Annotated in this window: 16 protein-coding genes; 5 read left to right on the top strand and 11 right to left on the bottom strand. The window is 64.8% G+C overall.

The genetic code is table 11. From position 1 onward, the window contains the following. The first annotated feature begins 94 nt into the window (after positions 1 to 94). Positions 95 to 2,236: a transglycosylase domain-containing protein gene (locus tag U3648_RS04195; protein ID WP_420857987.1), complete on the top strand. Its 2,142-nt coding sequence runs from the start codon at positions 95 to 97 to the stop codon at positions 2,234 to 2,236. Here the strand turns inward: U3648_RS04195 and U3648_RS04190 are convergent. From U3648_RS04190 to U3648_RS04180, 3 genes are all read right to left on the bottom strand, one after another. Then, the gene (locus tag U3648_RS04190; protein WP_420857986.1) at positions 2,233 to 2,703 is read right to left on the bottom strand and encodes a GNAT family N-acetyltransferase; all 471 of its coding nucleotides are present in this window, start codon (positions 2,701 to 2,703) and stop codon (positions 2,233 to 2,235) included. The two genes, U3648_RS04195 and U3648_RS04190, sit on opposite strands and share 4 nt — an antisense overlap. Before the next feature lie 70 nt (positions 2,704 to 2,773). Next, complete coding sequence (locus U3648_RS04185) at positions 2,774 to 3,250, bottom strand: GNAT family N-acetyltransferase (RefSeq protein ID WP_420857985.1); 477 nt, start codon at positions 3,248 to 3,250, stop codon at positions 2,774 to 2,776. Next, the gene (locus U3648_RS04180; RefSeq protein ID WP_420857984.1) at positions 3,247 to 4,923 is read right to left on the bottom strand and encodes a peptidoglycan-binding domain-containing protein; all 1,677 of its coding nucleotides are present in this window, start codon (positions 4,921 to 4,923) and stop codon (positions 3,247 to 3,249) included. Before U3648_RS04180 ends, U3648_RS04185 begins: the two co-directional genes overlap by 4 nt. 284 nt (positions 4,924 to 5,207) lie before the next feature. Between U3648_RS04180 and U3648_RS04175 the strand changes: the two genes are divergently transcribed. After that, positions 5,208 to 5,852: a histidine phosphatase family protein gene (locus tag U3648_RS04175; RefSeq protein ID WP_420857983.1), complete on the top strand. Its 645-nt coding sequence runs from the start codon at positions 5,208 to 5,210 to the stop codon at positions 5,850 to 5,852. A gap of 12 nt (positions 5,853 to 5,864) precedes the next feature. Beyond that, positions 5,865 to 6,914: a saccharopine dehydrogenase gene (locus U3648_RS04170; RefSeq protein ID WP_420857982.1), complete on the top strand. Its 1,050-nt coding sequence runs from the start codon at positions 5,865 to 5,867 to the stop codon at positions 6,912 to 6,914. Between the two features lie 32 nt (positions 6,915 to 6,946). Here the strand turns inward: U3648_RS04170 and U3648_RS04165 are convergent, their stop codons facing one another. From U3648_RS04165 to U3648_RS04140, 6 genes are all read right to left on the bottom strand, one after another. Further along, on the bottom strand, positions 6,947 to 7,273 hold the full coding sequence (locus U3648_RS04165) for a DUF3775 domain-containing protein (RefSeq protein WP_420857981.1): 327 nt from the start codon (positions 7,271 to 7,273) through the stop codon (positions 6,947 to 6,949). 88 nt (positions 7,274 to 7,361) lie between these two features. Then, positions 7,362 to 8,099 (bottom strand): SDR family NAD(P)-dependent oxidoreductase, encoded by a 738-nt coding sequence (locus tag U3648_RS04160; RefSeq protein ID WP_420858101.1) that lies wholly within the window; start codon positions 8,097 to 8,099, stop codon positions 7,362 to 7,364. Then, positions 8,096 to 8,659 (bottom strand): DUF3833 domain-containing protein, encoded by a 564-nt coding sequence (locus tag U3648_RS04155; RefSeq protein WP_420857980.1) that lies wholly within the window; start codon positions 8,657 to 8,659, stop codon positions 8,096 to 8,098. Before U3648_RS04155 ends, U3648_RS04160 begins: the two co-directional genes overlap by 4 nt. Next, positions 8,656 to 9,903 carry an MFS transporter gene (locus U3648_RS04150; protein ID WP_420857979.1) on the bottom strand — a complete coding sequence of 416 codons (1,248 nt, stop codon included), beginning with the start codon at positions 9,901 to 9,903 and terminating at the stop codon, positions 8,656 to 8,658. Before U3648_RS04150 ends, U3648_RS04155 begins: the two co-directional genes overlap by 4 nt. Beyond that, entirely contained in the window at positions 9,900 to 10,658 is a 759-nt protein-coding gene (locus U3648_RS04145; RefSeq protein WP_420857978.1) for a DUF1365 domain-containing protein, read from the bottom strand. Before U3648_RS04145 ends, U3648_RS04150 begins: the two co-directional genes overlap by 4 nt. Then, positions 10,655 to 11,956, bottom strand: a complete 1,302-nt coding sequence (locus U3648_RS04140; RefSeq protein ID WP_420857976.1) for an NAD(P)/FAD-dependent oxidoreductase — start codon at positions 11,954 to 11,956, stop codon at positions 10,655 to 10,657. The genes U3648_RS04145 and U3648_RS04140 overlap by 4 nt, the downstream gene beginning before the upstream one ends. 218 nt (positions 11,957 to 12,174) lie before the next feature. Here U3648_RS04140 and U3648_RS04135 point away from each other — a divergent pair, with 218 nt between their 5' ends. Together U3648_RS04135 and U3648_RS04130 are read left to right on the top strand one after the other, a co-directional pair. Beyond that, complete coding sequence (locus tag U3648_RS04135) at positions 12,175 to 12,726, top strand: sigma-70 family RNA polymerase sigma factor (protein ID WP_420857975.1); 552 nt, start codon at positions 12,175 to 12,177, stop codon at positions 12,724 to 12,726. A gap of 8 nt (positions 12,727 to 12,734) precedes the next feature. Further along, positions 12,735 to 13,388: a ChrR family anti-sigma-E factor gene (locus U3648_RS04130; protein WP_420857974.1), complete on the top strand. Its 654-nt coding sequence runs from the start codon at positions 12,735 to 12,737 to the stop codon at positions 13,386 to 13,388. A 9-nt stretch (positions 13,389 to 13,397) separates the two neighbouring features. Here the strand turns inward: U3648_RS04130 and U3648_RS04125 are convergent, their stop codons facing one another. Continuing rightward, complete coding sequence (locus tag U3648_RS04125; RefSeq protein WP_420857973.1) at positions 13,398 to 14,573, bottom strand: DNA recombination protein RmuC; 1,176 nt, start codon at positions 14,571 to 14,573, stop codon at positions 13,398 to 13,400. Continuing rightward, the gene (gene mutL, locus U3648_RS04120) at positions 14,570 to 16,417 is read right to left on the bottom strand and encodes a DNA mismatch repair endonuclease MutL (RefSeq protein ID WP_420857972.1); all 1,848 of its coding nucleotides are present in this window, start codon (positions 16,415 to 16,417) and stop codon (positions 14,570 to 14,572) included. Before mutL ends, U3648_RS04125 begins: the two co-directional genes overlap by 4 nt. Positions 16,418 to 16,456 lie beyond the last annotated feature (39 nt).

The following is a 16,456-nucleotide window of genomic DNA, read 5'->3' as shown; positions in this document are numbered from 1 at the left end:
AAATACCCTGCCAAGCTGCGACTCAATCCGCTCTACATCCCGTTTCAATGGGGGTATGGTCAGACAAAAGACACATGCCAAACGAGCAGAGCAGATGACCGGACCGAACCGATCCAGACCCACGCTGGTGGCCGAAAAACGCTATTCCGGCCAGCCAAAGACCGCGACGCCGAAACCCCGCCGCAAACCGTCGGGCGGCGGAGGCGGACGCAAGCGCGGGCCCGCGCGCAAACGGGCCGCACCGCACGGGCCGCTGGGCTGGCTGAGGGCGATGGTGGGCTGGGTCATCCGGGTAATCTGGGGGATCGGCTGGCGGATCGCGCTGGTTGTCGGGCTGATCGTCGGCGGGGCGGTCCTCTATACCGCGACAACCCTGCCCCCGGCCTCTGATCTTGTCGATGGGCGTATGCGCGGCTCTGTCACGCTTCTCGATTCCGAAGGGGAGGTTTTTGCGTGGCGGGGCGACCAGTTTGGCGGCGTTGTCACGACCGATACGGTCAGCCCGCATTTGCGCAACGCGATTGTCGCCACGGAAGATAAACGGTTCTATGCGTTCTACCACGTCGGCGTCGATTTCTACGCGACCGGCGCGGCGATGGTCCGCAACTATCGCACCAACGGCAACCCGCTGTCCGGGGCTGGGGGGTCTTCGATCACCCAACAAACGGCAAAGCTGTTGTGCTTCGGCCGCCCGTTTGACCCCGACAAATGGGAAAGCGAGGCCGCCTACGAGCAGGACTGCCGCGAAACGACGCTTTGGCGGAAGATCGTCGAGATGACCTATGCCATGGCGATGGAGACCCGCTATACCAAGGACGAGATCCTGACGATCTATATGAACCGCGCCTATTTGGGGGCTGGCAGCCGGGGGTTCGAGGCCGCCGCGCAACGGTATTTCGGTGTTTCCGCGGCGGAAGTGACCGCGCCGCAGGCGGCCATGCTGGCCGGGCTTCTACAGGCCCCGTCCGCGACTTCGCCGACCAGCAACCTGCAACGGGCACAGGACCGTGGCGCGACCGTTCTGCGCCTGATGCGCGAACAGGGATACCTGAGCCCCCAGGAAGAGGCCGTGGCACAGGCGAGCCCGGCAACCCTTTCCGAGGCGGCACGACGGCGGTCGGGTGGCTATTTCGCCGATTGGGTGATGGAGTCCGGACCGGAATTCTTCACCCGGAACACCACCGAAGACGTGATTATCCGCACCACGCTTGACCAGGACATCCAGACCGCTGCCGAGGAGGCCCTGACATGGGTGTTTGAAAACAAGGTCCGCGAAGGGTCCGAAGCGCAGGCGGCGATTGTCGTGATGTCCGCCGATGGCGCTGTCCGCGCAATGGTGGGTGGCCGCAACACGCAGGCAACGGGGGCCTTCAACCGCGCGACCACCGCGCTGCGCCAGACCGGGTCACTATTCAAGCCGTTCGTCTTTGCCACCGCGCTGGAGCTGGGAATGTCCCCCTATGACACGGTGGTGGACGAACCGTTCTGCATGACCGTTCCCGGGTCCGGTGAATGGTGCCCGGCAAACTACAGCCGCGAATATTCCGGCCCCGTGACCCTGACCGAGGCTTTGACCCGGTCGCTGAACATCCCGGCGGTGAAGGTGTCCGAACAGGTGGGCCGCGACAATGTCCGGACCATCGCCGAAGGGTTTGGCGTGGAAAGCGATCTGGCCGCTGGGCCGTCGCTTGCGCTGGGGGTGTCGGAATCGACCCTGATCGAGATGACAGGCGCCTATGCCGGCATCCTAAACGGCGGGTCGTCGGTGACCCCATACGGTCTGGTGGAACTGCGCCTGTTGGGCGACGACGCGCCCCTTATGGGCACAGGCGGCGGGATTGGCGAGCGCGTGATCCGCGAAGATGCCGCCCGGCAGCTGACGTGGATGATGCACAATGTCGTCGAAAACGGCACCGGGCAGCGCGCCCGGATCGACGGCTGGCAGATCGCGGGCAAGACCGGCACCACGCAAGCGGCCCGCGACGCCTGGTTCATCGGCTTTACCGGCGACTATGTCGTCGGGGTCTGGATGGGTAACGACAACAATACCCCACTCAGAAATGTGACGGGATCGGGCCTTCCGGCCGAAATCTGGCATGAAACAATGACCCGGGTCCTTGCGGGGATGCAGCCCATACCGTTGCCGATGCAGGCCCCGCCCGAGCCTGTCCGTCCCGAACGGGAGAGCGACCCGATCGTCGACCTGCTGAATGCGATTCTGGGTGGCGGAAACTAGACCGGGCGCTCCATGAAGATCGAATGCGGGCCTTCGGTGTAGTCGCCGAACGGTCCGCAATCGACAAAAGCGGACCGCCGATACAGCCGGTGCGCATCGTAGAGGTCATCGCCGGTTTCCAGCCGCAGCATCGGCAGGCCCGCGTCCCGCGCGGCCTCGATCACCGTCGACACCAGCAGCGCACCGATCCCGGCCCCGCGCGCGGCGGGGTCCACATACATCGACTTCAATTCGCCATAGTCGCCCTTGTCGGCAAGGGCCACGCAGCCCCGTGCAGCCCCGCCAATCCGCGCGGTCCAGAACCGGATCGACGGCACGCAAAGGTCGTCGATGGACAGGGCAAAGGAAAACTCTGGCGGGTATTTCGACAGAAGAAAGGCGTGGCTTGCCGTGATCAGGGCGGTGGCTTCGGGGTCGCGGGGGCTGCATCTTTCGATGGTCACCGCCGATGTCATGGTGTCTTGCACGCTGGGCGCCTTCTGGATGGTACGGTCGGCGCGATCCTGCGAAACCGGCCCGGCGGGTGCAAGCCGAAACCTAGCCCAGGTCCTTGACCATGATCTTCCAGGTTTTGGTTTGGTCCGCGACGTCGCGCAGCCCGCACCAGCCGCGCCGTGCCATCAGACCCTGCGCCTCGGCGACCGTCGTGTGCAACCGGGTCAGGCCAAGGCGCGCGGCCTCGGCCTCGAGCATGGCGACGATCTGGCTGGCAAGGCCGATGCCCCGGTGCCGCCCGTCGACACACAGCCCGACCACCCAAGGGCCTTCGTCATCCAGCGCCCCGAAAGAGGTGGGTTCGACCGCGCCGCCGCCGACCGGCTGATCCCGGTCGTCCAGCACCACGACGCCAAAGGGCACCTGCCCCTGTCCGCAGCGCCGCTCCAGATCGGCCCGCGCATCCCCTTCGCCAGACTCGCCATAATGGTCCGGCCAGATCTGTTCCATCAGCTCAGACAGGGGACCAATGGCATCGGGCCGTTCGGCAAGCCGCATCAGGCGGTAGTATTGGCTCATCTGCTGTCGACTCTTACGTTGTCTGCAAGAAGCCGGACCACCGTCGCCTCGTTCAGGTAGCCGGTCACGGTCAGATTGCGTGCCCGTTGATAGCGGCGCAAGGCCCTGCGGGTGTCATCGTCAAACCGGCCATCCACAACGCCCGGGTTCAGGCCAAGCTGAGCCAGACGCGCCTCGACCAGACGCGCGGTGATTGGATTCAGCCCAAGGCGGCGTTCCGCGGCCTCGGCGGCTTCCACGTCGGCGGCGCTGTTTTGTTGCGAGATCATCGCGTTGATCCGGGCTTGCGCCTCGTCCCGGAAGACCCCGTTGGGCCAAATTTCAAGGTAGTCACGGTAGGAGGCGACCGTGTTGGCGGCAACCGCCCGGTCCCAAGCTTCGCGGTCGTCGGCCTCTGCCGCGGCGCGGTTTTCCTCTTCAATCTGGGCAAGGCGGCTGGACGCGATTTCGGAATAGACCCCGTCAGGATAACGGCCGAGATAGGCGCGGTAGCCCGCCTCGTCCCCCTTGGCGCCGGTTTCTTCCCAATAGGCCCGGTCAAGGCGCAGTTCTTCTTCCCGCTGGCGTTCCGCCTCGGCTTCCAGTTCAGCGGCGCGGCGGGCGGCCTGTGCGTCCAGCCGGTTGATCTGTTCGCGGGTCATGTAGGAAGTCTGAGAATAGCCGGTCTGCTGTTGCCAGTTGGTGATGGCCCGCCGCGTGCCCGGTCCGAAGATCCCGTCGATGCCGCGCGTGTCATAATCAAGGATGGTCAGGTCGCGCTGAATCTCGCGCCGTTGGTCGCGGGTCAGGGACAGCGCCTCTTCGGCCTTGCGGGCGTCGCGGTTCGGTTCGGTGAGGATTTCTTCAATCATCGCCTCGGCCTCGGCGGTGTAGCGCCCGTCGGGATAGGCGGCGAGATAGGCGCGGTAGGCGTTCAGCGTGTCCGCCTCTGCCGCCGCGCGCCATGCGCTGTCTTCGCGGGCTGGGTCCGTGGCGGGTTCCGGCTCTGGCGTCAGTTCTGGCTGTGCCGCGACCTCGTCGGCGGGCATTGGCGTCCATGTGGCGGGCAGGTAGCCCGAGGCGCGGATTGCCGTCAAATCCTGCAACTCCTCGGCCAGATCAAGGCCCGGCGTGACAAGCGCGTCTTCTGCGAAATCGGCCACATCGCGGGGCAGCCCGCGCAGAACGGTGACCCCTTGGGGAATGTCCAGATCGCCGACCCCGATCCGTAGCCAAGGGTCAAGGTCCGGGCCGGACAGGCTGCTTGGTCCAAGGACCAGAATGGCCTGACCGGGGGTCTGGGCCAGAACCTTTAGCAGGCTGTCGACGGAGACCCCGGCCGCGTCAACGTTCATCAGGCCGGGGGCATTAGCGTCGGCGGTCAGGAACCATGTCCGCGCCCCGTCGGTCGCGAAGTGACCGGACAGAAGCACGACAATCCGGTCGGCATCGGCGCTGGTATCGACGAACTCTGCAACCGCCTCGGCGGTCGGGCCCGACCGACCGTTGCGCAGGGCCGAAACGGCAAACCCAAGGTCTTCCAAACCCGCGCGCGCCTGAAGCAGATCGTCGGCGCGCGACACGCGGTCGAGCCGTTCGTATCGTTCAGACCCGAGGATCAGCGCGGCATCCTCTGCCAGCGCGGGCGAGGCGAGAAGGGCGAATAGCGAGGCGAAACACAAAGCATGACGCATGACGGGGCCTTTCCTGACTTCGGTCTTGGACCCATCACGCCCGCTTGGTCGGGGTTATTCAATAGCAGGCTGGGAAGGGCCCATGAACTGGCGTTTATGCGCCCATTCGGCATTCACGAAAGATTCAGGAAGATCGTGGATTGTGGGCCGGTGTGATTGCGATTTCCGGCCCCCATCCGGCCGGCGGTTTCCCCCCCGGGGATCAGTCTCCGGGGGGCTTGCCACAGCCGGTTGTCTTTCCTGTCCGCGTCCCCTACCCCTTTGGTTCAAACAGGGGGAACACCATGGGCACGGTCACATTGGTCCGTCACGGGCAGGCAAATTCGACGGCTACGGACGAATATTCTTATGACCGGCTGTCGCCGCTTGGGTTCCAGCAGGCGGAATGGCTGGGCGATTGGCTGCGCGATCAGGACGAACAGTTTGACAGCGTCCTGTGCGGCACGCTGACCCGCCATGAGCAGACCGCCGCCGCGATGGGATTTCCCGATCCGGTGACGGACCCGCGCCTGAACGAGCTGGATTATTTCAACCTGTCCGACGCGCTGGAACAGGTCCATGGCATCCCGCGCCCCGATGGCGAAGGCTTTGCCGAACATATCCCGGTTCTGATGGAGGCCTGGCACCGCGCCGAGATCATGGGAAACGAAAGCTTTGATGCCTTCGAGGCCCGTGTCGCCGCCGTGTTGCAAGAGGCCGCGCAGCCGGGCCGCCATGTTCTGTGCGTGACCTCGGGCGGGGTGATCGGGATGATCCTGCGCCACCTTCTGGACCTTGATCCGCGCCGGATGGCCCATGTCCTTTTGCCGATCCACAATACCTCGCTGCATCGGGTGCATGTGACACCGGTCGGGCCGATCCTTGCCGGGTTCAACGCCACCCCGCATCTTGATCCGGCGGACCGCATCCACGCCCGCACCCATTTCTGAAGGACCGATACAATGCTGCATCTTTGGGTTCGCGCCGAACAGCGGCCAAACGAGGAACGGGTCGGGCTGACCCCGGAGGGCGCGGGCGCCCTGATCGCGGCGGGCTATCGCGTGACGGTCGAGGACAGCCGCCAGCGAATGATCGAATTGGCAGGATACAGGGCGGCTGGCTGCGAGATCGCGCCCGAGGGAAGCTGGCCCGATGCCCCGGCGGATGCCGTGATTTTCGGGCTGAAGGAGCTGCCCGAAGATGGCACCCCGCTGGGCCATACCCACATCATGTTTGGCCACGCCTACAAGGGGCAACCGGCGGGTCAGCGTTTGCTGGCCCGATTCAAGGCAGGGGGCGGGACGCTTCTGGACCTTGAATACCTGACCCACGCGGATGGGCGGCGTGTTGCCGCATTCGGCTATTGGGCCGGGTTCGCGGGGGCCGCGCTTTCGGCGCTGGACTGGGCGGCGCAGGCCGGGGGTGGGCAGCTTGGCCCGGTGTCGACCTATGCCAGCGCAGAGGCCTTGACCGACGACGTGCGCCGGGCGCTGGACGCAGGCGGCGACAGGCCCGCGGCGCTGGTGATCGGGGCGCTGGGGCGCGTCGGCACCGGGGCGGCGGACCTGTGCAGTGCCGTCGGGATCGACGTGACGAAATGGGATATGGCCGAAACCGCCCATGGCGGTCCCTTCCCCGAAGTGCTGGAACATGGGATCTTCCTGAACTGCATCCTTGCCCGGCCTGGCACGCCGGTTTTCGTGCCCGCCGATGCAAAAACCTCGGCCCGCGCTCTGCGCGTGATCGGGGACATTGCCTGTGACCCGGACAGCGAATTTTCCCCGATCAAGGTCTATGACCGGGCGACCGACTGGCAGGCCCCGGTGTTGCGGGTGCAGGACGATCCGGTGCTGGATGTCATGGCGATCGACAACTTGCCGTCGCTTCTGCCGCGCGAAAGTTCAGAGGATTTCGCGGGCCAGCTTTTGCCGCATCTTCTGGCGCTTGGAACCGACCCGGATGGGGTCTGGGCGCGGGCACGGGCGGAATTCGCGGCGCAGCTTCCAGGTTAAGGCGTCATGCTTGAGGTATGTCGTCAGACGCTTTAGCCGCCGCGATACAGCTCGTCCTCCTCGTCCGAGGCAGAGATGCCCAGCGCATCAAGCCCGCTTTCGAGGTGATCGGCCAGATGCGGCGACCCTTTGAGGTATTCGGCGGTCGGCGTCGTCGCCTCGGCCTGTGCGGTCCGATAGGCGTCGGCGTATTCCTCGGGTTCGAAACTGCCGCGTCCGATCCAGAACACCGCAACCAGCGCCGCCTGCTCTTCCTCGTTCAGCCGGTCGATGAAGGCGTCCAGTTCGGCCTCGGCCCGGCCCAGCTCGCGGGCCATGATGATGACCTCGGCCACCTTGTCTGCGGAAATATGGATCATCGTTCTTGCTCCGGATCGGTCTTGATTAAGGGCAGACTGACAGGGGTATCATGCGCCCGCCTTGATCCTGCGCAAAGTCATTTTCGCGTCAGCGCGCGCCGAACAGCCGGTAGTAGGCCCAGTCGGGCAGGAATTGCGACAGGCGGAAGACCCATGAAAACAGCATCGGGAACGACCGTTTGAAGGCGTCCGAGTTCATCAGTTCGAACATGTCCTGCGCCGCTTCTTCCGGGGTCATGATGAAGGGCATCCGGAAGTCGTTCTTTTCGGTCAGCCTGGTCTTGATGAAGCCGGGGTTGGCCAGTTGCACGCGGATCGGCGTCTTGCGCAGGTCCGCCTGCATGGATTCGCCCAGCGCGATCAGCCCCGCCTTGGACGCGGAATAGCCGATGGCCCCCGGCAGCCCGCGGAAGCCTGACAGCGACCCGGTCAGTACGATATGCCCCTGCCCCCGGTCGATCATCCCGGGCAGGACCGCGCCCACCGCGCGGATACCGCCCAGAAAGTTGATCTCGGCCATCGCCTCGGCCTGTTCGGGGTTCCAGTCCTGTGCGGCCATGGGCCAGTAGACCCCGGCAAGGTAGATCATGCCGTCGATCGGGCCGATGTCCTGCGCGGCCTGTTCGACGGCCTGACGGTCGGTGACGTCCACGGCCACGGCCCGCGCCTTGCCCGGAAGCTCCTCCACCAGAGCATCAAGCCGGTCCTGCGACCGGGCCGAGACGATCACCTCGGCCCCTGCCCGGCTGAGTGTCATGGCAAGTGCGCGGCCCAGCCCCTCGCTCGCCCCGACCAGCCAGTATCGTTTGCCCTGCCACTCCATCAGGCGACCGCCCTTGGCCGCATGGTGGCGACCAGTTCGGCCACCTTGATCCCGAATTTTCGGAACTGGCTACGGTTGATGATGTGCCCATTGGGGGCGAGGTAGAGCCAGTCGGTGACGTTCAGGACATGGCCCCCGGCCTCTTCCGGCAGGCGGATGCGATAGCGCAGCAGGACAGAGGCGCCTTCCTGCTGGCCGTGGCCGGTGCCGACAAGGTCCGGCGCCTCGGCCCGGATCGACCCGTCATTGCCCAGCGTCAGGGTCCATTCCCTGTCCTGCGTCATGCCGGTTGCATAGCGGAACGCCTCGGTCATGCGGCCGGTGTTGCCAGTCCATGTGGCATCCATTTCCGCGACAAAGCGCGAGGTGACCCGACCGGTCGGTCCGTAGATCACGCCTTCGCAGTCCATCGGGCCGTTCAGGAACTGCCGGATGTCGAAGGCCGGTTCGCTGCCCGCGTAATCGCCGGGCTTTTGCGCCACGAATGAGAGGCTGCGTTGGGCAAGAAGGACGAGGGCAAGAACGAGGCCCGCACCAAGAATGAAACCGAGAAGTGGGGTCATGGAGTATCCTCCAGTCTGGTGGCCAGCAAAAGCGCGATGGCCAGAAGTTTGAGCAAGGACGGCACAAGGGCGTAGAGCACCGTCAGAAGGGTAAGGGCCGCGTCAGGCTGGGCCGATGCCCCCGCCTGAAACCCGGACCATTCAAGAAGCGGCAGCAAGGCCACCGCCGCAAAAGCGAGTGTGAATTTGTTGACCAGCGACCAAAGCCCGAACCCCTGACCGCCGCGTGGCGAGATCGCCGCCATGCGCCGGGCAAAGGCCGCCGGAAGCAGGGTCAGGTCGGCGCCTATCGTCGCCCCCGACAGGATGCAGATCAGCCCGAAGGCGGGCGCATCGCCCGGCCCAAGAAGCAGCGTGCCCCCGAAACTGGCAATCGCCAGCCCCATGGCCGAGAGAAGCACGCGCCGCGTGCCAAACGTCTGGGCCAGCCGCGACCACAGGGGGGCGGACAGGGCCGCCGAGAGGAAGAACAGCACTAGGAGAGGCCCTTCCCAGCCGGACGCCTCCAGTCTGCTTTCGACGAAGAACAGGAACAGGGTCGAAGAGACGGCCACCGGGGTTGCATTGACCAGCGCCAGAAGCAGAAGCCGCCGGGCCAGCGGGTCGGACAGGATCGCGCTGATCGGGGTCGGGTCGTGATGGATGTCCTTTCCCCATTCAGGCGCCATGAGGATGGCGGCAAGCGCCGTCACGACCGCAAAGCCGAGCGCGAAGACCCCGAAAGGCGTGTCGGTCAGCCCCATGAGAAGTGTCGGCGCGATTGCGGCAAGGCAGACGCCAAGAAGCGCGCCGCTTTCCCGCCAGGCCGCGAGTTGCACATGTCCGCCGGGCAGGTGGGCGGCCTTGGTCACGCCGCGGGCGTAGAAGTTGATCGACAGAAAGCTGAAGGCGGTAAACAGCCCGGTGATCGTCAGACCAAACCACAGAAGTGGACCGACCGGCGGCGTGGCTGCGAACAGCCCCAGCATCGATACGGCAAGCAGCAAAGCGGCAAGCGCCATCGCGACTGCCCGCAGACCCCGCAACCGTTCGCTGATCCAGCCAAGGACAGGGTCTTGGACCACATCGAACAACCGCAACCCGAACAGCACCGCGCCCAGCGCGGCGAGGCTGACCCCGTAGGTTTCGGCAAAGAATTTCGGCGCGTAGATATAGATCGGCAGCCCGGCCCCAGAGAGGACCGCGCCGTAAAGCGCATAGGCCGGCAGCCGGGCAGGCTGCCCATATGCGGCTTGCACGGTCACTGGCTGACGTCCTGATGCGGCGGTTCGGGTCGGGTCCGGTAGGCGACCCCTTTCCACCAGAGTTTAAGGGCCTGCCAATGGATCAGCGCCAGCACCCGCCGCGACCCGAAGGGTCGCCGCAGAAGACTGCGCAGGATCGACAGGTTGGACACCGGGACGCGTTCCCCCGTGAGTGTCGCGACCAGCCCGCCGTTCCCGGCAAGATAGTCGATGCGGACATCGATCCGGTCGTCGTCGATCCGGAACCGGAAGGCATAGTCGCCGGTCACGTCCTGAAATGGCGAGACGTGAAAGATCTTGCGGGCGCTGACGGTTTCGTCCCAGTCCAGCGGGCGCAGATCGTCGTGGTGACACAGGTAAGAATGCCGATCACCGAAGGTGTTCGTCACCTCGGCGATCACCGCGCGCAGGGTGCCGCCTGCATCATGGCAGAGCCAGAAACTGACCGGGTTGAAGACATGCCCAAGGATACGCGGCTGCGCGAGGAGGAGGAGCGGCCCGGGCAGGTCGAGCCCCCGATCCGACAGGACCCGCCGCACCCAGACCGGGCCGCTGCCCTGCCCCGGTGCGCCGCCGTGGTCAGTATCCCACAGGGACATCAGGTTGCGCCCGTTCCGCGAGAACAGAAGCGGCGTTTTCAACGCCGCCTCGGCATCCAGAAGGACATAGTCGAGCGAGTAGCGGAACGCGTTCTTCGTTCCGCCGCGTCGCCCGTGATAGGTCTGGGCCGCGATATGATCGACGGTTGCCATCATTCCGCTGCCAGCTTCATCCCTTCGACCGCGTTCAGGGCGGTGACCACATCGACCGCGCTGGACAGACCGTCTTCGTGGAAGCCGTTCTTCATCCATGCCCCGCAGAACCACGTCCGGTTCGACCCGTTCATCACGACGGCCTTGCGCTGCGCCTCGAGCGCGGCGTGGTCATAGACCGGATGCCGGAAGGTCGCCTGATCCCAGATCAGGTCTTCACGGATCGGGTGGGTCGTGTTGAGCGTCACGAAATAGTCGGTACCGCCCCGCAGCCAGGGCTGAAGCGAATTCATCCAATAAGTCAGGTCGATCCGGTCCTTCTGCTGGCCCGTGGCCTCGGTATAGACCCAGGATGACCAGACCTGCCGCCGCTTTGGCATGATCGACGGATCGGAATGCAGGATCGCGGTGTTGGGTTGATAGCGGATGTTGGACAGCACGTCGCGTTCCTGCGGCGTGGCGTCCGACAGCATCGACAGCGTATCGTCGGAATGGGTCGCCATGACGATTTCGTCGAACAGTTCCCATTCGCCATCCTGCGCCCGAACCTCCACGCCCTGCGGGCCACGCCGGACACCGGCGACAGGCGCGGACAAGCGGATATCGACCCCCTGTTTTTCCATGGCGTTGGCAAGGCGCGAGACATAGGCCACCGATCCGCCCTCGACCGTGAACCACTGGTGCTGACCGGTATGGTGCAGAAGCGCGTGATTTTCGAAGAAGGTCATCATGGCATAGGCCGGAAATTCCATGATCTTCTGAACCGGGGTGGACCAGATCGCGCCAGAGATCGGGAGAAGGTAGTAGTTGCGGAACCAGTCCCCCATGCCCAGCTTGTCCATCAACTGTCCGATGGTCAGTGACGGATCACGGGAGGCGTCAAGCGCGTTGGCGTTGAAGTGGAACAGATCGCGGACCATGCGCAGGAACTGCGGCCGGGCCAGATTGCGCCGCTGCGCGAAGAGGGCGCCAAGGCTGGCCAGCCCGTATTCGACCCGCCCGCCGTCAATCGAAGCACCGAAAGACATATCGGATTCCACGACCGGCACATCCAAATCTTCGAACAGCTTGGTCAGGTGCGGATAGTTGGCATAGTTGAAGACGATGAACCCGGTATCAACCGGATCGGTGCCATAGGGCCCGGCCATCCGGGTCCGGGCATGCCCGCCCAGCCGATGTTCGGATTCAAACAGGACCACCCGGTGATCCTGTGCCAGAAGATGGGCCGCGCCCATTCCGGAAATTCCCCCGCCGATTACCGCGATCTTTCGGGGTAGTCCCCGGCTTGCTTCAAATGGCATTGTCTGTCCGTCTCCGCCGTATTCGTTGTTGCTGGAAGGGATACGCGGGACAGCGCCGACCGGATGGAAAGTTTTTCGCTGATCCAGTTTCATCCGATGGACGTAGTAGGTTTATGTTCATCGAAACCTTGGCGGATCCAAAAGATGATGCAGCCCCCACGGCACCTGCGTATGCTGGGGCGGGGCTGGTATTGAACGGGACCCGGATCGGGGCAGGAATGAACGAAGAAGCAGTGTCTAAACGTGCGGAATGGGTGGCGGAAATTACGGCCATCCGGGACCATGCGGATCAGGCGGCCTTTGCCGCGGTGTTCCGGCATTTCGCCCCGCGCGTGAAGGCATTCTTGATGAAATCCGGGGCCAGCCCCGACATGGCAGAGGAATGTACGCAGGATGTGATGGCGACCCTGTGGCGGAAGGCAGGAATGTTCGACCCGGCGAAAGCGAGCGTATCGACATGGATCTTCACGATCGCCCGGAATCGCCAGATCGACATGATCCGCAAACAGCGCCGGCCAGAGCCGGAAGAGCTTGACTGGGGGCCGGAGCCGGAACCGGATCAGGATGATGCCATCGCCCTGCAACAGGAAACGGAACAACTGGGCGCAGCCCTTCAGGCCCTGCCCGAGAAACAGAGAATACTGATCGAACGCGCCTATTTCGGCGATCTGAGCCATAGCGAGATTGCAGAAGAAACCGGCCTGCCTCTGGGCACGATCAAATCGAGGATTAGATTGGCGCTTGAACGGTTGCGCCATCAGATGCGGTGAACGAGACAATGACGACACAGATCAAACATCACCTGACCGATGCCCTCTTGATGGGCTATGCCGCGGGCACATTGCCCGAGGGCTTTTCGCTGGTCGTGGCCACCCATGTGTCGCTGTGCGACGACTGCCGCGCGCGTCTGGCGGAATACGAGGCGCTGGGCGGCGAGGTGATGATGGACGCGGGCGAGGCCGAATTGACCGACGGCAGCCTTGAGGCGACGCTGGCCCTGATCGCGGGAATGCCCGCCGCCGCCCCGGTGCGCAAGGCCGCCCGGACGGCTGGGATCTTCCCTGCCCCGCTGCGCGATTATGTCGGTGGCGACAAGGAGGCCGTGCGCTGGCGCCGGGTTGGCGGTGGCGTTAGGCAGATGGTTCTGAAGACCGATGGCGCGTCGACCGTTCGCCTGTTGCATATCCCGGCGGGTGTTGCGGTGCCTGACCACGGCCACAGCGGCACCGAACTGACGCTTGTCCTGCAAGGCGCGTTCCGCGATGAAACCGCCCGTTTCGGCGTAGGGGACATCGAAGTTGCGAACGATGATCTGGAACATACACCCGTTGCGGAGCCGGGTGAGGATTGTATCTGCCTTGCCGCGACGGACGCGCCCTTGCGGTTCAATGGCCTGTTGCCGCGCATCGCGCAGCGGTTCGTCGGGATCTAGGGCACGGCCCTAGCCATCACCGCGTGTCAGTGGAACGACGCGCGGGGCATCGTCATCGGGCGCAAGTTCTTCGAAATCGAAATTGTCGAGCCGCTTGGCCCGCCGCCCGGCCTTGTCGGCGCTGATCTTGATATCGGCGATGTCCTTGGCCGCCTGGCCAAAGTGCCGGTCGAGGTTTTCGACCCGCGTGCCAAGCCGGTCCACATCGGCATAAAGCATCGCCAGTTCCTTGCGGATCGCCCCCGCCTGTTCGCGCATCCGGGCGTCTTTCAGGATCGCCCGCATGGTGTTCAGCGTGGCCATGCAGGTTGTCGGCGACACGATCCAGACCCGCGCGGCAAAGCCTTCGCGCACCAGTTCGGGGAAGTTGGCGTGCAATTCGGCATAGACCGCCTCGGACGGGAGGAACATCAGTGCGCCGTCAGCGGTTTCGCCCTCGATGATGTAGCGGTCTGATATGGCCTTGATGTGGGTCTTGACCGCTGTCCGCAATTGACGTGCGGCCTCGTTCACCTCCCAGTCTGTGGTGGCGTTGCGCAGCCGTTCGTAGGGTTCCAGCGGGAATTTGCTGTCGATCACGATGGGCCCGGGCGGGTTGGGCAGGTGGATCAGGCAGTCAGCCCGTTTGCCGTTCGACAGGGTATGCTGCAGCGCATAGCTGTCCGATGGCAGGGCCTTGGACACGATATCATTGAGCTGAATTTCCCCGAAGGCGCCGCGGGTCTGCTTGTTCGACAGGATGTCCTGAAGCGACAGCACATCGCCGGACAGTTTGGTGATGTTTTCCTGTGCCTTGTCGATGGTCTTGAGCCGCTGCTGCAATTCCCCAAGGCTTTGGGCAGTGTTGCGGGCCGAGGACGACAGATTCTGGTTCATGGCCTCGGTCACGGCGGCCAGCCGCTGTTCCATAAGGTGCAGGGTTTTGGCCTGCTGCTGGGCCTGCGCCTCGGTCACGGAATTCAACCCGCCGAACAGCTGCTGCTGCCCGTCCGACAGCATCTGCACCCGCTGTGTCACCCCACCCATCTGGCTGGCAAGCATCTGGGTCATCGCCGCCGATTGCCCGGCCCGTTTCACTGACACGACCAGAAGGATCATGGCAAACAACACGAGGGCGCCCGCACCTAGGGTCAACAGAACCGCCGGGTCGGACAAGGAATAGCTGGTTTCGCCAATCTGGATCATGTGCGCCCGAACAGTCTTTCGATATCCGACAGTTTCAATTCGACATAGGTTGGCCGCCCGTGGTTGCACTGGCCGGAATGGGGCGTGGCCTCCATCTCGCGCAGGAGCGCGTTCATCTCTTCGCCGCGCATCCGGCGGCCCGAACGGATCGACCCGTGGCAGGCAACACGTGACAGGATTGCCTCTATCCGGGCCTGAAGGGTGCTGCTGTCGCCAAGGTCGGCCAGTTCGTCAAGGATGTCGCGGATCATCGTGTCGGCGTTCACCTCTCCCAGAATCGCGGGGGTTTCGCGCACGGCGACCGCGCCGCCACCAAAGGGTTCGATGGTCAGTCCGAGGCGGGACAGGTCATCCGCCACCTCCAGCAGCCGCCCGGCTTCGCCCGATGACAGTTCCACGATTTCGGGGATCAGAAGCGCCTGCGCCGCGACCCCGTTTTCGGCCATCTGCCGTTTCAGTTTCTCATAGACCAGACGTTCGTGGGCGGCGTGCTGGTCGACGATGACCATGCCGGTTTCGGTCTGGGCGATGATGTAGTTTTCATGGACCTGCGCGCGGGCCGCGCCAAGGGGCAGCGCTTCTGCCGGGGTTTCCGGCGGGTCGATCACCTCTTCCACGCGGGCCGACGGCATGGACATTTCGGCAAAGCCGGGGCCCGTCGGGGCCGGGGTCTGCATCTGGTAGGACAGGCTGCGTGCGTTTTGCGAGGGGCGGTCCATCTGGTAGATGCGCGCGGGGCCTGACGGTTCCGGGCGCATGGCCCCAAGCGTCGCCGAGGCCACGGTAGACGAGGCCCGGTGCCCCGCATTGGCCAGCGCGTGCCGGACGCCGGACACCAGCAGCCCGCGCACCACGCCGGGTTCGCGGAACCGGACCTCGGACTTGGCCGGGTGGACGTTCACATCGACAAGCTGCGGGTCGCAATCGACGAACAGCGCCGCCGCCGGGTGCCTGTCGCGGCTGAGGAAATCCATATAGGCGCCGCGCAGCGCGCCCAGCAGCAGCTTGTCCTTGACCGGGCGGCCGTTGACGAAGAGGAACTGCGCAACAGCCGAACCGCGCGAATAGGTCGGCAGGGCGGCATATCCGGTGAGGTGGAACCCGTCCCGTTCGGCGTCGATCTGGAGTGCGTTGTCGGCAAAATCGCGGCCCAGAACCTGCCCAAGCCGACCATGCAGCGCGTCGAACATATCGCCGGTTTCGGCGTCGGCCCGGAACAGGGTGCGGCTGTCCCCGCCTGAGGCGTCCCGCAGGGTAAATCCGATGAAGGGTTCGGCCATGGCCAGCCGTTTGACCACATCGGTGACGGCCTGGGTTTCGGCGCGGTCGGTGCGCAGGAATTTCAACCGCGCGGGGGTGGCGTAGAACAGGTCTTTCAGCTCGACCACGGTGCCGCCAGACAGGGCGGCGGGGCGGACCGGGTCTGTCCGGCCACCCGCGACGGCGATGCTGGCGGCATCTTCGCCGGGGACGCGGCTGGTGATGGTGAGGCGGCCCACGGCGCCGAGCGAGGGCAGCGCCTCGCCCCGGAAACCGAAGGAGTGGATGTTCAGAAGGTCCGATCCGTCGATCTTGGAGGTGGCGTGGCGGGACAGGGCGAGCGGCAGGTCGCCGGCGGCGATGCCGCAGCCATTGTCGGTGACCCGGATCAGGGTCTTGCCGCCGTCGGCGATGGTCACCTCGATCCGGGTGGCCCCGGCGTCGATGGCGTTTTCCACCAATTCCTTGACCGCGCTGGCGGGACGCTCCACGACCTCGCCCGCCGCGATCCGGTTGATCGCGGCCTCGTCCAATTGGCGAATGACAGGGCGATTTGCGCTTATCTTGGGGTCAGGAATGGCCATGCCACAAGGGATAGCACGGCCATGTCCGATTCTGCGAGG

Origin of the sequence: Marivivens marinus (genome assembly GCF_035969385.1) — a bacterium.
Taxonomy (GTDB): Bacteria; Pseudomonadota; Alphaproteobacteria; order Rhodobacterales; family Rhodobacteraceae; genus SELP01.
Note: the sequence above shows the minus strand (reverse complement) of the source record. Positions and strands in the feature narration are given on the sequence as shown.

Excerpts from the sequence above, each read along its gene's own strand:
- U3648_RS04195 (WP_420857987.1), top strand. The coding sequence starts at position 95 with ATGACCGGACCGAACCGATCCAGACCCACGCTGGTGGCCGAAAAACGC.
- U3648_RS04185 (WP_420857985.1), bottom strand. The coding sequence starts at position 3,250 with ATGAGCCAATACTACCGCCTGATGCGGCTTGCCGAACGGCCCGATGCC.
- U3648_RS04180 (WP_420857984.1), bottom strand. The coding sequence starts at position 4,923 with ATGCGTCATGCTTTGTGTTTCGCCTCGCTATTCGCCCTTCTCGCCTCG.
- U3648_RS04175 (WP_420857983.1), top strand. The coding sequence starts at position 5,208 with ATGGGCACGGTCACATTGGTCCGTCACGGGCAGGCAAATTCGACGGCT.
- U3648_RS04170 (WP_420857982.1), top strand. The coding sequence starts at position 5,865 with ATGCTGCATCTTTGGGTTCGCGCCGAACAGCGGCCAAACGAGGAACGG.
- U3648_RS04165 (WP_420857981.1), bottom strand. The coding sequence starts at position 7,273 with ATGATCCATATTTCCGCAGACAAGGTGGCCGAGGTCATCATCATGGCC.
- U3648_RS04155 (WP_420857980.1), bottom strand. The coding sequence starts at position 8,659 with ATGACCCCACTTCTCGGTTTCATTCTTGGTGCGGGCCTCGTTCTTGCC.
- U3648_RS04145 (WP_420857978.1), bottom strand. The coding sequence starts at position 10,658 with ATGATGGCAACCGTCGATCATATCGCGGCCCAGACCTATCACGGGCGA.
- U3648_RS04140 (WP_420857976.1), bottom strand. The coding sequence starts at position 11,956 with ATGCCATTTGAAGCAAGCCGGGGACTACCCCGAAAGATCGCGGTAATC.
- U3648_RS04135 (WP_420857975.1), top strand. The coding sequence starts at position 12,175 with ATGAACGAAGAAGCAGTGTCTAAACGTGCGGAATGGGTGGCGGAAATT.
- U3648_RS04130 (WP_420857974.1), top strand. The coding sequence starts at position 12,735 with ATGACGACACAGATCAAACATCACCTGACCGATGCCCTCTTGATGGGC.
- U3648_RS04125 (WP_420857973.1), bottom strand. The coding sequence starts at position 14,573 with ATGATCCAGATTGGCGAAACCAGCTATTCCTTGTCCGACCCGGCGGTT.
- mutL (WP_420857972.1), bottom strand. The coding sequence starts at position 16,417 with ATGGCCATTCCTGACCCCAAGATAAGCGCAAATCGCCCTGTCATTCGC.